Source organism: Alteromonas sp. 4NS20-0143 (assembly GCF_057542855.1).
This window is the reverse complement of sequence record NZ_BAAJLR010000008.1, coordinates 1-14,111: the sequence shown is the minus strand read 5'-3', so window position 1 is coordinate 14,111 and position 14,111 is coordinate 1. Positions and strand designations below refer to the sequence as shown.

General features: G+C 45.1%; 12 protein-coding genes. 4 read left to right on the top strand and 8 right to left on the bottom strand.

Annotation, left to right across the window (positions count from 1 at the left end; all coding sequences use genetic code 11):
• Positions 1–40: 40 nt before the first annotated feature.
• From trmB to AC27HD_RS15110, 3 genes are read right to left on the bottom strand one after another with little or no spacing between them, the layout of a single operon-like run.
• On the bottom strand, positions 41–709 hold the full coding sequence (trmB, locus tag AC27HD_RS15120) for a tRNA (guanine(46)-N(7))-methyltransferase TrmB (RefSeq protein WP_032094973.1): 669 nt from the start codon (positions 707–709) through the stop codon (positions 41–43).
• On the bottom strand, positions 709–1,524 hold the full coding sequence (locus AC27HD_RS15115; protein ID WP_487106871.1) for an ABC transporter permease: 816 nt from the start codon (positions 1,522–1,524) through the stop codon (positions 709–711). The genes trmB and AC27HD_RS15115 overlap by 1 nt, the downstream gene beginning before the upstream one ends.
• Positions 1,525–1,528: 4 nt before the next feature.
• Positions 1,529–2,461 (bottom strand): ABC transporter ATP-binding protein, encoded by a 933-nt coding sequence (locus AC27HD_RS15110; protein ID WP_487106869.1) that lies wholly within the window; start codon positions 2,459–2,461, stop codon positions 1,529–1,531.
• A 309-nt stretch (positions 2,462–2,770) separates the two neighbouring features.
• On the opposite strand from AC27HD_RS15110, the gene AC27HD_RS15105 reads away from it, so the two are divergent.
• Positions 2,771–5,101 (top strand): TonB-dependent receptor, encoded by a 2,331-nt coding sequence (locus AC27HD_RS15105; protein ID WP_487106867.1) that lies wholly within the window; start codon positions 2,771–2,773, stop codon positions 5,099–5,101.
• 40 nt (positions 5,102–5,141) lie between these two features.
• Entirely contained in the window at positions 5,142–5,822 is a 681-nt protein-coding gene (locus AC27HD_RS15100) for a Fe2+-dependent dioxygenase (RefSeq protein WP_487106865.1), read from the top strand.
• Positions 5,823–5,975: 153 nt separating this feature from the next.
• On the opposite strand, the gene AC27HD_RS15095 is transcribed toward AC27HD_RS15100, so the two are convergent.
• From AC27HD_RS15095 to AC27HD_RS15085, 3 genes are all read right to left on the bottom strand, one after another.
• On the bottom strand, positions 5,976–7,058 hold the full coding sequence (locus tag AC27HD_RS15095) for a CNNM domain-containing protein (protein WP_487106863.1): 1,083 nt from the start codon (positions 7,056–7,058) through the stop codon (positions 5,976–5,978).
• Positions 7,059–7,170: 112 nt separating this feature from the next.
• Positions 7,171–8,400: an SO_0444 family Cu/Zn efflux transporter gene (locus tag AC27HD_RS15090; RefSeq protein WP_487106861.1), complete on the bottom strand. Its 1,230-nt coding sequence runs from the start codon at positions 8,398–8,400 to the stop codon at positions 7,171–7,173.
• Between the two features lie 313 nt (positions 8,401–8,713).
• Positions 8,714–10,393 (bottom strand): carbon starvation CstA family protein, encoded by a 1,680-nt coding sequence (locus AC27HD_RS15085; RefSeq protein ID WP_269520106.1) that lies wholly within the window; start codon positions 10,391–10,393, stop codon positions 8,714–8,716.
• Positions 10,394–10,753: 360 nt separating this feature from the next.
• Here AC27HD_RS15085 and AC27HD_RS15080 point away from each other — a divergent pair, with 360 nt between their 5' ends.
• A complete protein-coding gene (locus AC27HD_RS15080; protein WP_487106859.1) occupies positions 10,754–11,272 on the top strand; it encodes a hypothetical protein in 519 nt (172 codons plus the stop codon).
• Between the two features lie 108 nt (positions 11,273–11,380).
• Here the strand turns inward: AC27HD_RS15080 and AC27HD_RS15075 are convergent, their stop codons facing one another.
• Positions 11,381–12,376, bottom strand: coding sequence for an alpha/beta hydrolase (locus AC27HD_RS15075; protein WP_487106857.1), 996 nt, complete (start codon positions 12,374–12,376; stop codon positions 11,381–11,383).
• 468 nt (positions 12,377–12,844) lie between these two features.
• On the opposite strand from AC27HD_RS15075, the gene AC27HD_RS15070 reads away from it, so the two are divergent.
• Positions 12,845–13,753, top strand: coding sequence for a TraB/GumN family protein (locus AC27HD_RS15070; protein ID WP_487106855.1), 909 nt, complete (start codon positions 12,845–12,847; stop codon positions 13,751–13,753).
• A gap of 249 nt (positions 13,754–14,002) precedes the next feature.
• On the opposite strand, the gene AC27HD_RS15065 is transcribed toward AC27HD_RS15070, so the two are convergent.
• Positions 14,003–14,111: EF-Tu C-terminal domain-related protein (locus AC27HD_RS15065; RefSeq protein WP_487107037.1), on the bottom strand; the 109-nt coding region annotated here is incomplete at its 5' end.

Below are 14,111 nucleotides of genomic sequence, written 5' to 3'. Positions count from 1 at the left end.
AGCAAGAATAGCCAGCGCGGTAGCTAGCATATTTAATTCGCTAGCTTTCTTCGTTTCGACAATTGAGCTTCCAGCACGTTTGCCCGCTGCCGCTGTACTTGCGCTCAAAGGGCGTCATAGCATTTGCTCCTTTTACCTCACTGAGGTCGCAAATGCTGCCGTAATGCTTTGCCGCCTGAGCAAATTCCATAAGATAAATTAACCAGTTGCTGCGCACTTCAATGTTGGTGGTAATGGCCATTAAATCCACCATTGCCGCACTACCGTGCCATCGTTTTTGTACCTGGGTCTTCTTTGGGTAAGGGTTGGGGTACAAGAGGTAATGCTTTACCACCTGCCAATTAGACTGACGAACTAACCGCCAAAAATCGTTTACATCGGCGCGAATAACACAGTAATTATCTTGTTCAATTTGATAATGGCTGTGTTTTTCGACTCGCTGAGCCGACTTATCTACGCCAATCACACGCGCCTCAGGGTGGGCCTTAGCGATAGTCGCCGTGCTTTCCCCTACACCGCAGCAAGAGTCCAAAATAACAGGGCCAGTAAACCCGCCGAGCCACAAAGACACCTCATCGAAGGCCGCTTGGGTATGCTCGCCAACCGGACGTTTGTTAACCGAAGACTGATATTTTAAAACCAATTCATCCAGCTTGTCATGCACACCAACTTGATTTGTCGTAATAGACCGAGAGTTGCCGTCTGACATTAACTACGAATTCCTTTACCGGTTTTCAATAAGTAGTAAGCAACGCTAAATAACAACACGTTGAACCCCACCAGCAAGCTGAGCGCCAGGGTGATGTTTACGTCAGATACCCCTAAGAAACCATAGCGGAATCCATTTACCATATACACAACCGGGTTAGCTTTACTTACCCATTGCCAAAACTCAGGCAGCAGCGAAAGAGAATAAAATACGCCGCCTAGGTAGGTTAATGGAGTAAGTACAAACGTAGGAACAACGCTGATGTCGTCAAAGGTCTTTGCGAAAACCGCATTAATAAGACCCGCCGTTGCAAATAAGGTAGAGGTAAGTAGTACTGTAAGGGCGATAATGCCCAAGCTATAGATTTTTACATCAACAAAAAATAGCGACACGAGAGTAACCATAATGCCAATTAAAATAGCTCTGGCTACGCCGCCCCCTACATAGCCTAGAATGATAACTGACGTTGGTACAGGCGATACTAATAGCTCTTCAATGTTGCGCTGAAATTTAGCGCTAAAAAACGAAGAAGATACATTGGAATAGGAGCTTGTGATCACTGACATCATGATTAAGCCTGGCACAATAAACTCCATGTAGCTAAAGCCACCCATTTGACCAATACGGTTACCGATAAGGCTACCGAAAATCACAAAGTAGAGGCTCATAGTGATAGCAGGTGGAACAAGGGTTTGCACCCAAATACGCAAAAATCGGGTACACTCTTTAATCCAAATTGTAGTTAGCGCAACGTAGTTTTGTTTTACCCAACTAATTTTTTTCTCTTCACTCATGTGTGTTGCTTCATTACTCATAACTTCACTCCGCCTGCTTCGCTGACTCGACTAAGCGAACAAACAGTTCTTCTAACCGATTAGATTTATTGCGCATACTCATCACTTGAATGCCCTGCTCACTCAATTGAGTAAATACCGGGTTAAGACCTTCGGCCTTCTCTACATCAACCTCTAGCGTATGGTTGTCTCCCCATCGGTGGTCAACACCATGTAATGTGAGTGCGTCCATATTGCTTTGCTCTTGCAGCTGCACATCAAGCACAAAAGTTTCCACGTTAAGCTTCGAGAGCAACGACTTCATGCTCGTGTTCTCAACAATGGTGCCTTTGTTGATAATAGCGATATTGCGACAGAGCATTTCGGCTTCTTCAAGATAATGCGTGGTAAGAATAATGGTAATACCTGCGCGATTGATTTCCTCAAGGAATAACCACATTGCCCGGCGAATCTCGATATCTACACCTGCTGTGGGCTCATCAAGAATCAATAGCTTTGGCTCGTGCATTAGCGCTCTTGCGATCATTAATCTGCGTTTCATACCACCTGAGAGTTCACGAGCACGGGCGTCGCGCTTTTCCCACAGATCAAGCTTGGCGAGGTATTTTTTCGCTCGCTCTTTGGCAATACTGCGCGGTACGCCATAGTAACCCGCTTGATTGAGTACAATTTGAAGTACGGTTTCAAACTGATTGAAATTGAATTCCTGAGGCACTAAGCCAATGCACGCTTTGGCTTGTTCTTTTTGTGTGGTGAGGTCATAACCAAACACCGACACCGTTCCACCGGTTTGATTAACCAGTGAACTAATAATACCAATAGTGGTGGATTTACCGGCCCCGTTAGGCCCAAGCAACGCAAAAAAATCGCCCTCTTGCACGCTAAGGTCCACGCCTTTTAGCGCCTTTACGCCACCTTTGTAGGTTTTTGTTAACCCTTTAATGTCCAACGCTTTCATGAAATACCCATGTTGTGAGTGTTACAGCTAACCCGCTAAGGAGAGATTGAGTTGTGCGGTAGGTGCGTAGTGTACCGCAATCTTATATAAATATTTAACTCGTGCACGACTTAGCTCTATTTTTTTGCGGTTATTCACTGGAGAAGCTGACCTTGTGACCTCGTAGAGTAAGTCTCAAATTATAAATCGAGATAATGAGTTAAGACGCTAAAACGCGATGCCAAATGTAAATTATTCTCATTAGCGTTTACATGGGTGAGGAGTTTCCCTATACTTCTGCCTCCTTTAGCACACACACAGGGATGCATAATGAAAAACACAACACTCACCATGGGCGCGCAAACTATCGCCGCAGCCTTGGCATTTGGCTCATCGACAGTACTGGCTCAAGACACCACAGAGCAGAATACTGGACCAATCGCCAAAGCAAGCAGCGAGCAGTGCCAAGACAGCACTACTGCAACGTGTGAAGCCGCCGACGATAAAGCCATTGAGCTTATCCGTATTCACGGCGTTCAACAGTCTATTTATCGTTACGCCAAATCTGGCGATCCTCGACGTGTTGCCGATTTAGTCGATACCCCGCAAACTATCAGTGTTCTTACTCAAGACCAAATTCAAGAAAGTGGTAAAACCGACCTGGCAGATATCCTCTCTGCCCAGGCTGGTGTCACACTCGGTACTGGCGAAAATGGTAATGCTTTTGGCGATCGCTACATCATTCGCGGTCATGAAGCGCGAAGCGACGTGTTTGTTGATGGATTACGCGATCCGGGTATGACAACTCGCGAAAGCTTTGCTACCGAGCGTGTTGAAATAACAAAAGGTCCAAGCTCGACCTTTGCAGGCCGCGGTTCATCCGGCGGTGCGGTAAACTCAATTACTAAAAAAGCGTCTACCAGCTATAATTTTGGTCGCGTAGATGCCGCGATTGGCACCGATGAGCACGTACGCTTCACTACTGATTTAAACAAAACACTGAGCGAAGATAGCGCCATTCGACTAAACGCCCTGACCTCTTCAGAAGACATGCCTGGTCGTGAAGGCATTGAACGCAGCAGAGACGGCGTACAGCTTTCTTATGTTAATCAACCTACCGATCGTTTATCGTTTACCGGTGATATTTACTATTTAAATGCAGAAGATAAGCCTGACTTAGGCAGCTATTTCGACCGTGATGCCGGTGAACCGCTAAGCGATATTCCGGTTTATGCACAAGATGAAGACTTCATGAATTCTGAAGTAAAAACCTTCACGCTGCGCACCGAATACGATATCAGTGATAACGTTCGTTTTTACAACGCCACCCGCTTTGGTAAAACAGAGAACGAGTACGTTACTACAGGTTTAAGTGGCTCTACGCGCGCAGACACAGACCCGACAGCACCAGGCGAATCTACGCTCACCTTAAGTAATCACCAGGGTTGGCAAGACGTTGATTATGTCACCACACAGTTCAATTTATTTTGGGATACCTCATTTGCTGGTGCAGAGCATCGTTTTGTATTCGGTTTTGAGTACACTGATGAGTCGGTAGACAATGGTGTTTTTGCCGTTGATTATGCTAACGACACTAATTGCTTAACTGATGGACGACGTGGTGTGTCAGACAGCTTTTGTATTACCGATGCCAATGGCAACGTAGCCGATGACATCAACAGTATTATGGGTAAAGAAATTACCCGCGGCGATGTAGATGCCCTGTTTGATATTGAAACCTATTCCCTTTACGCCATGGATACTTTTGAACTCACCGATGCGCTTAACGTGTTCTTTGGCGTTCGCTTAGATAGCTATGACTATACCAACGAGACGTCGACTGAATTTTTCGAGTTTTCTGACGAGCTTTATAATGGTCACTTAGGGCTAGTATATGAAGTATCGGAAAATGGTAATGTTTATGCCTCTTACAGTACTGCAACTAATATCAATGGCGGCGAATCAGACTTAGGCGCAAACTGTGGTTACGGCGGTTTATGCGGCACACCAGAACAAGCGGCGCAAGCTGACCCAGAGCAAGTTGAGAATATTGAGCTGGGAATAAAATGGTTATTGTTTGATGAAAAGTTAAGTGCAAATGCTGCCGTTTTCCGCATTACTAAAAGTGATGTACATGAAAGCGTTGGAGATGCTTACACTACGCTAGGCTCTCTTAATACCGGTGAGAACAGAGTTGACGGGGTGGAGTTTGGAGTTAGTGGCGACATTACTGATAAACTGAGCATGCAGGCTTCTGCAGCAATAATGGATTCAGAAGTACTCGCGTCATATGATGCTGATAACATCGGCCTTGCGCTGAGTAACTTTGCCGATAAGAGTGTTTATATACAGATGCGTTATCAGCCAAATGAAAAGTTTGCGTTTGGCGGTGACTATAGCTACCAGTCTGAAATGTATGGCGGTCAGCCTGATACCGCGGCAGGCTTTGATGCTGATGCGGGCGAGTATTCTATACGCGTACCTAGCTATCAGGTAGTTAACTTGTTTGCCAACTACTATCATTCTGATTCAACCACTTTTCGACTGAACGTTGGTAATGCGCTTGATGAGGAATACTGGACTGCTGCATATCGCTCTGGCTCGTTCATGTATCTTGGTGACGGACGAAACGTTACTGCGACAGTGAATTACCAGTTTTAAGTCGTTAATAACAAACTAATACAAGGAATATTACTGAGCTATGATCGTTATTGATAACCTACTGAATGCTGACGAAGTGAAACAATTTCGCTCAGCCTTGGATGACGTGCCGTTTAACGACGGTAGAGAAACGGCTATGGGAATGGCGGCAGGAGTTAAAAATAACGGTCAGGCCGATCCCCAGCACGAACGCACGCAACAGTTAGCCAATGTGTTGCTTGCCAAGCTAGGAAACCACCCTAGGGTGGTTTCTGCTGCGTTACCTCAGCGTATATTCCCTCCCTGCTTTAATCGTTACAGTGAGTCACAGAATTACGGTTATCACGTCGATGCCGCCATCATGCGTATTCCTAATACACCCGATGTGCTGCGCAGCGATATGTCGATGACCGTATTTTTAAGTGAAGCTAATGAGTACGAGGGGGGAGAGCTTGTTATTCAAACTGGGTTTGGTGAGCAAAGCATTAAATGTGATGCGGGGAGCGCTATTTTGTACCCCTCATCTAGCCTGCATAAAGTCACTCCAGTTACACAGGGAGAACGTGTGGCAGCTATTACGTGGATGCAGAGTATGGTAGTTGACCCACAAATCCGCCAAACGCTTTTCGAATTGGACCAAGCTATACAGTCACTTATTGCCAGCGAAAGCGCAAATAGAGATCAGCTTGATCAACTGCACCACGTTTACCATAACCTCATTAGACAATTTTCCGCCGTATAGCTTTTGTTATAGAGATTTCAACAAGAGGCTTTTATCAAGGGGCTAGTTAAGGCTAGCCACTTCTGTATATGTATTAGTACTGTTCATTGAAGCCATCCATCACAGCTAGACATTGCAGCTTCGCAAGTGATAATGCAGCTTAGCACTTTAACCTTAGCGCTTGCTTTTCGCCTTCTCAAGGGACGCATCGGGTACATTTTTAATCATCATCGTTTCTTTTCTGCGCGTCATCATTTTTGCTAAGCGGCGCATACTCACGGTTTTATCCTTTTCATCAACAATGTCCACTCCCAGTAAACGTTCTAGCAAATCTTCAAGGGTAATAACCCCTTCTAAACCGCCATATTCGTCAACCACCAGCAGCATATGCACGTGCTTATCGATGAAGTGCTCAAACGTCACCGATAATGGCATAATATTTAAAATGGTAATTAAATTCTTAGCGTATTCAGACAGGGGTTTATCGGTGTTGCCTCTAGCCTGAGCAACTAACAAGTCTGAACGCATCACATAGCCGGTTATGTTTTCAGAATCGTTATCTTCATACACAGGAATACGCGAGAACTCGATATTAGAATGCTTGTGGAAAAAGGCCTCTACCGTCATCGATTCAGAAACAGAAAATAAGGCCGTTCTATGGGTTATTGCGTCTTTCACCTTAAGCTCGTGAAGGCTAAGCAGACTTTGCAAAAACGAGGCTTCGTGGTTAGCAAGTTGCCCTTCCTGCCCTGATAGCTCGGCCATAGCGTGAAGCTCGCTACGACTTAACCCTCTTAACGGGCTGTCTTCTTTAAATCCGCGGGTGAGCAACTCAGACATTTTCACAAAGGGCATTAAAATAAGGGCGAGGTATTTTAAAAAGTAGGCCGTAGCGGGGGCGAGTGCTCGCCAGTAGGTTGCTCCCACGGTCTTTGGAATGATTTCAGAAAACACGAGAATGAGTAAGGTTAATACGGCAGAAATTATACCTATATAAGCCTCGCCAAACACAGATGCAGCTTGAGCTCCGGCACCGGCAGCTCCCATAGTGTGGGCAATCGTATTAAGCGTAAGAATTGCAGACAACGGCGTATTGATATTGTCGGTCTGTTTACGCAGCAGTCTTCCACTTGGCGCGTTTTCTTTTTCCAGTACGGAGATATAAGCAGAAGACACACTCAAGATCACCGCTTCTGCAATTGAACACAGAAACGAAAAGCCAAGTGCAATAAACACGTACACAATAAGTAAAAGCATGTAGGGTTTCCATAAGGATTAGATAAAGCTGCGAGTTATTATTGTTATATCGCAGCATTATATTATGAGGAACATCGCAGGCGTTACAAGCGCACTGATAGATTATTTGTATTTAATGACAGCATGATGATGGCGTTTGCGTGTGGCGATACTGCATAAGTTTATTGATGCCAATGCGCAGCATCAAAGCACCGAGTATGATAGCGCTTAACGCATAAGCGACCTGAATTCCACCGCCGTGTTCATGGAGCGCAGATTGGGTTTGAATTAGCCCTTGAAGCGACATCGCCGACACAAGGTAGTTAAGCAAATAGCCAAATGCAATACTTGCCGACACCACGCTAAACAAATACAGCGCAAGGGTCTTCAACCCCATTTCCTGCTTAATCATACCCATAGTAGATATGTTCGTTGCAGGTCCCGCCATAAGAAACACCAGTATAGCACCAGGCGATAACCCTGCTGCCAAGAAACCAACGGCTAAGGGCGTTGAGGCCGTTGCGCAGATGTACATCGGAATACCAATAAATGCCATTACCAGCATAGCAACAAGGCCGTCACCCCACTGCGTTAAAAAGTCGGTGGGCACCCACGTTTTAATTGCAGCAGCCAGCGCTAAACCTATCAATAACCACACCACTATATCTTCAAGTAGTTTTCCGCTGGCATAACGAGCCACGCGGGCAGCAGACGCTGCGGCATTTGAGACACTTGAAAATGCGTTTAAAGAGCGGTCAGTGTGCCCGGCACCGCTACTATTGGCATTCGTACTATGATTACCGCTCTCTTTCTGTGAACTACTACAGCATGACGAGGGCTGGGTGACGTCAGCTTTAGTACTGCAGCATGAGGCACTCTCCACTGGCTTTGTTGTTTCGCTTTCACAACACGAACTCACGGGTTCGGCTGTTTTATTCACTTTGTCGTCTGAGTCGCCGAACACTTTAACCATAACTCCAGCGTATATGGCACTGGCCACTGCAGCTATTGGTCTGATGATGGCGAATAATGGGCCAAGTAACGCATACGAAACCGATACACTATCTACCCCGGTTTCAGGCGTGGAAACAAGAAATGAAATAGTTGAGGACTTGGAGGCACCGCTGCGCCTAAGGCCCAACGCCGCGGGGATAACACCGCAAGAACACAAAGGCAAAGGAGCACCAATTACTGCAGCCTTACTGATTGACCCTATCGAGTTACTTCCCATGTGACGCTCGAGAAAAGACACTGGCACCAATTCATGCATCACACCGGCCACAACCAGGCCTAAGAGTAACCATGGCGCAGATTCCATGAATAGCGCTAAAAAATTTTGGCCGAGCAGAATGATGTCTGACATGCTTCCTCAAATAGGGCGAAATAAAGCGTAAAAAAACATGAAACAGTTTTTTAGTATACGTGCGTCAAGTATACCAGAAAATGACCTATTCAGAAAATGAGCACGGGCAATTCGAGTTATTAGGACGTGTAAATTGAAGCCCTGTTAACCAAGAGCGTGTTGGGCAAGTTCTTATTGGGCTAAGTCCTATCGAGCTAGGTCGTGAAAATAAAAAAGGCCTACACAAATGTGTAGGCCAAATGTTGACGTGCTCTACCCGATGTACTTCGCTAGAAGCAAAAGCGTGAGGTCAACCATGAACAAGTAACGGGAGTTACTGTGTGTCGCGCTTACTGTCTTTCTTAAGCTTTGAAACCACTGAAAACGCTTCTAGCATGACCAATACAGAAACAATCAGCACTACCGCGTCGAGAAATACCAATAAATAATTCTCTGCCAGGTAATACTCTTTTAGTTTAATAAGCCCGGCAAAAAAGGCCATAATCAACACGAATACCATAGGAATAAGTGTGTACTTCGCTGGTCTGCCAAGCTTGATAAGCATGACTGATATTACTAATAGTGTAAGACTGGCCAGTATTTGATTTGTTGAGCCGAATAGCGGCCAAATGATCATTCCACCGCTGCCAGAGGCACCGCCCGCACCAAAGGCGAGCAATAAACAGCATCCCACCGCAAGCAGTGTGGCTACGACACCGTTTTTCAGTGCGTCAACTGAGTAAATGTCACCCCATTCTTGAATAATATAACGCTGAAGTCGCACACCTGAATCCATCGTAGTACCTGCAAAAAGCACAACCATAACGGCTAAAATGGTGGATGAGAAATCAACGGGTAAACCCCAGCCTTGCTGAATTAAATTAGCTCCCCCGGTGATAAACGCACCTACGCTACCCGCGCCTAAATGACTGTAAACTTCGTGCCATTCTTCAGGAGACGCAGCAAATGCAACGCCGCTTACTGCAACAATAGTAATAAGAGCCAGTGAACCCTCACCAACCGCACCTAAGTAACCGACAAAACGCGCATCGGTTTCTTTATCAAGCTGCTTTGAACTTGTACCCGACGCGACAATGCCGTGGAACCCCGACACCGCACCACAAGCAATAGTGACAAAAAGAAGAGGGATAAGACTGGGTGTATCAACGGCGGTTTGCATGTTAAATGCCGGCGCAGTGATATCAGGCATGGCGAAAAATACAGCGCCATAGAGTAAAAACAGCCCCACTAATAACTGCATACCGTTGATAAAATCCCGAGGCTGGAGCAGCATCCATACCGGTAACAGTGAGGCAATAGCTGCGTAGATAAATAGAATGACAATCCAGTTAGCTTTATCCGCTAGGCCAAACATGGTCTCCGGTAAGCTGATTGGAATATAGCTTCCTGCATACACAGAGGCATAAAGCACGACAATGCCCACAAGACACAGAGGTATTAGCGCAAAATTACGTTTTAAAAGCTGCCCAATAATCAAGGCAACCGCTATTGCCATCCACGCAGGAAAAACAGCCGTAGGCTGGGACACAAAGGAATTCGCAATCACCACACCAAACACCGCATTCACCATGAGAAGAACGAGGAAAATAACAATCATGAACAACGAGCGAGAGCGCTTACCGATAACGCTTTCAGACAATGCTCCCATTGACTTTCCTTTATGCCGGCCACTGGCCCACAGTGCGCCCATATCGTGAACACCAGCGAACAGTATTGTACCAAATACAACCCAAAGCACAGCGGGAACCCATCCCCAGTACACCGCGATTGCAGGCCCTACAATGGGAGCCGCACCAGCAACTGACGTAAAATGGTGCCCCCAGAGCACGACTTTATTGGTAGGCACGAAATCTTTTCCGTCCTGCTCGGTATGAGCGGGCGTGACAAAATTATCGTCTAACTTGAAAATGCGGTTAGCGATAAATTTTGAATACACAAACCACCCGAAAAGCATTCCGATGATCCCAAGTATTACAATAGCTATAGACTGCATAAAGTTTTCCCACTGTCGTTTTGGCCAGGCACGTATGTGCGCTCTGTTTTGTTATTTATGTGTAAAACCTAATAACCCGTAATTAAAGCATTTTTTACACACAATGCGAGGCGATATTAGACCAAAGTCTAACTTTCTAAAAGCCGATTCAAACAAGTCATACCAATGCACTAACAATCGAAACAATCGAAACAATCAAAGGTAAGGCTTAGCCCTCTTAACTGAGGTTGAACAGAATTTGCTACAGCCTCATCAATTCGTCTTTATTTACGTGTAATTGACAGTCTAATACTTTAAAAAAGAATCATTCTCGTTTATAAAGCGTCTCATTAATCAAATTTCACACATAAAGTAAATAAAATGGCATCACCAAAACTTCACATGGCGTTTCGTAAGTACCACCGATGGTTGGGCTTCTTTTTATCTGGGATCATGGCAATTTATGCATTGAGCGGTGTCTTGCTCATTTTCAGGCCCACTGACTTTTTAAAGTATGAGCAGGTGCAAACTCGACAGCTCAGCGCAAACCTATCGGCAGAAGATGTGAGTTCTGCTATTAAATTAAGAGGCTTAAAGGTTATTAGTGAAGACAACGACACTATCACGCTTAATGTAGGTGAATACGATAAGGCATCGGGCACAGCCACACTAACACGAAAAGACTACCCTATTGTGTTAGCTAAAATGGTAAAGCTTCACAAGGCGACGAACAACAGCCCTTTATTCTACTTAAACATTGCGTTTGGCGTAAGCTTGCTATTTTTTGTAGTGTCGGCGTTTTTAATGTTTATGCCAAAGTTACCCATGTACAAAAACGGGCTTAAAATTGCGGGAATAGGCGCTGCGGTAGCAGTATTAACAGTTATTTTTGGCTCTTAAAGAGTATGCCTTACTTATCTAGAATAGATATTGAGATCTTGAATAGATATTGATAAAAAGGGCACCTCAGCATGACTAAGGCGCCCTTTCATTTAATAGTGACTCGCCCTAAATAGCGTTTAAGAAAAACTGCTTTATCTCTTTGTATACTGTCACCGATTCCGGCGTATTGTGCGCCACTAAATAGTCAGCATGAGAGAGCCCTTCAAAAACCTCTAGCTGAGTGTGAATACCGCACTCCCTTAATTTGCGATTCACTCGCACCGTGTCACTTAAAAATAAATCTCGTGTTCCTGTCACCAATATTGTGGGTGGTAACCCAGTAAAATCACCATACACAGGAGAAACGCTAGGTTCTGTGAGCGAATGTTTGCCTGCGTACAGCATAGCCGCAGCCTTAAGCACCCCTTGGTAACTCACAAGTATTCTATCGACGCCCTCATTGATAACTAACGAATCACTGATATTAGATAAGTCTGCCCAAGGCGTACCTGTATAAGCTGCTATTGGTAGCTCAATATTTTGCTTCTTAAGCTTTTGCAGTAGTGATAGTGCTAGCCCACCGCCTGCTGATGTGCCTCCGACAAAAATATTGTTAGCACCATAGCTATCCTTCAAATGGCAATAAGCGGTAAACGCATCATCTAAGGCTTGATGAGACGGCGCAGAGGGTGGCATGCGGTAATCAACACAATACACCACAATACCCAACCTGCTGGCGATTAAAATGCCCTCCTCAATGCTTGGAAGGCCTGCAAAAAAGACATAAGCACCGCCGTGAAGGTCGATATATACCTTTCCTTCAAAACCCGCGTTAATATCGGTAGGCGTCACTTTACGAATGCTCACTCCCGCAACGCTTATTAGCTCAACGGCAACGTTAAACTGCTTGCGCATCGCTTTTACTTTCTTCTTTTGCTGGGTGTTGACCAAGTGTATCTGCTCAAGCCACTGCGCTTTGGTACAAGGCGAATTAGCTTTAACGGCATTTAAAGAAGGTGTAGGAAACTGGGACATTGCCTGCTTCATTTCATCACTTAAGCCTGCAGGAGTGTCGATGGTGCGACTAAGGCCGTGGGATGAATTATTTGTATTATCAGGCATGGCCTTTATTTCCCCATTATTGAAATACGTATCTTGAAATACGTATATTGAAATACCTGGCGCGATAGATGCTGCTTTGACTCAAAAATAGAGCCCTGCACAGCAGTTAAATTCTGTACATGAGCACGCTAAAACTGCTTTGTGCTAAATACTCTTTACGAAGGGTAATCGACCAGAGAGTGCTTGTTACAGAATACGTTATAGAAGAATACAGACTGAACCAGTCAGTTTAAACAGCCGTGATTAAACCGCAGTAATAAAACATCAGTAGATGCACACCAGTGAGTAGATATAAGCTTATAAACACTTTCTAATACACATGCTCCGGTAAAAAGGGCAAGTGCAGTATTATTTAGTAAGCTCTTAGGTTATAACTATCTCCGAAAAACCAATAACAAACAACGTTGCCATTTATTTCTTACCTACAGACATACATTGCGACTAATGACGACTAATAAGGAAATTGACATGAAATCACGTACTTTTCGCAAATTGGCTGCAGGAATTGGGCTTGCGTTGCTATCGACCACCGCGCTCAGTACTGAAAGCGCTGAAAATGCCAGCAATGGCAACGATGGCACCTCTATTTGGGAAGTAACCAAAAACGGTGATACCGTCTATATTGGTGGCACTATTCACATTCTCCCGGTATCAGAGTTCCCGTTACCCACACAATTCACTGCCATCTATCAGCAAAGTGACACCGTGGTTTTTGAAGCCGAGCTACCTGACTCAACAGATGTTGCCGCGCAGCAACAGATGATGATGGAGCTATCCTACCAGAATGGGGAAACGCTTAAAGATACTCTGACAGACGAAACCTTTAAGGCCTTAGACCAATATTTATCTGCCTTCGGCGCTAGTGCAAATCAGTTAGCCAGTTTTAAGCCGGGTTTTGTCACGACTATGTTAGTCACGATGGAAGCACAACGAGCGCAAATGGCTGGCGAAGGTGTAGACGCCTATTTCACTCAATTAGCAAAGCGAGACAACAAGGATAGAGAATATTTAGAGTCACTGGACTTTCAAATTAACATGCTTGCTAATTTAGGCGACGGTGAGGAAGAACGCTTTATATCCGAAACTCTGGCGACTTTACCCGATCTTAAAAGCGAACTTGAACAAACGATAAAAGCGTGGCGTGCGGGTGATACAGAAGCCCTAAACACACTGGTTATTCAAACCTTCAAACAAGAAGCGCCAGAATCCTATGACGATGTGTTTACCAAACGCAATATAAACTGGATACCTCAAATAGAAGCTATGTTTGGTGATGACGACCAAGAGTTTGTACTAGTAGGTGCAGGCCATCTCGTTGGCGAAGACAACGTACTTAAGCTGCTTGAGCAAAAAGGTTACTCTGTTAAGCAGCTATAGCTCAGACTCGCAGCTACATGGATGGGTCTGCGGTGTGTTTCTTCCTCCCCTCACAACTATTGTTATGCCAATTAAGGAGGGAGTGAAGCCCCGTCAAAAACTCTCAGCAGCAGGGACGCTGCTGTGAAGCCGCCATGGATGGCTTTACGGCGTGTTTTTGATGGGGCTTCACTCCCGAATTTCTAAATCACAGGCATAAAAAAAGCGCACCTAAGTGCGCTTTTTTGTGCAGTGTTTGCAGAGTCTAGATTAGTCTAGGATCTTCGCAACAACACCAGCACCTACTGTACGACCACCTTCACGGATTGCGAAACGTAGACCTTCGTCCATCGCAATCGGAGCAATTAGCTCAACTTTA

What these genes read in the sequence shown, in the direction of transcription:
- AC27HD_RS15110 (WP_487106869.1), bottom strand. Translation starts at nt 2,461, where the DNA reads ATGAAAGCGTTGGACATTAAAGGGTTAACAAAAACCTACAAAGGTGGC.
- AC27HD_RS15070 (WP_487106855.1), top strand. Translation starts at nt 12,845, where the DNA reads ATGAAATCACGTACTTTTCGCAAATTGGCTGCAGGAATTGGGCTTGCG.
- AC27HD_RS15085 (WP_269520106.1), bottom strand. Translation starts at nt 10,393, where the DNA reads ATGCAGTCTATAGCTATTGTAATACTTGGGATCATCGGAATGCTTTTC.
- AC27HD_RS15105 (WP_487106867.1), top strand. Translation starts at nt 2,771, where the DNA reads ATGAAAAACACAACACTCACCATGGGCGCGCAAACTATCGCCGCAGCC.
- AC27HD_RS15090 (WP_487106861.1), bottom strand. Translation starts at nt 8,400, where the DNA reads ATGTCAGACATCATTCTGCTCGGCCAAAATTTTTTAGCGCTATTCATG.
- AC27HD_RS15095 (WP_487106863.1), bottom strand. Translation starts at nt 7,058, where the DNA reads ATGCTTTTACTTATTGTGTACGTGTTTATTGCACTTGGCTTTTCGTTT.
- trmB (WP_032094973.1), bottom strand. Translation starts at nt 709, where the DNA reads ATGTCAGACGGCAACTCTCGGTCTATTACGACAAATCAAGTTGGTGTG.
- AC27HD_RS15075 (WP_487106857.1), bottom strand. Translation starts at nt 12,376, where the DNA reads ATGCCTGATAATACAAATAATTCATCCCACGGCCTTAGTCGCACCATC.
- AC27HD_RS15100 (WP_487106865.1), top strand. Translation starts at nt 5,142, where the DNA reads ATGATCGTTATTGATAACCTACTGAATGCTGACGAAGTGAAACAATTT.
- AC27HD_RS15115 (WP_487106871.1), bottom strand. Translation starts at nt 1,524, where the DNA reads ATGAGTAATGAAGCAACACACATGAGTGAAGAGAAAAAAATTAGTTGG.
- AC27HD_RS15080 (WP_487106859.1), top strand. Translation starts at nt 10,754, where the DNA reads ATGGCATCACCAAAACTTCACATGGCGTTTCGTAAGTACCACCGATGG.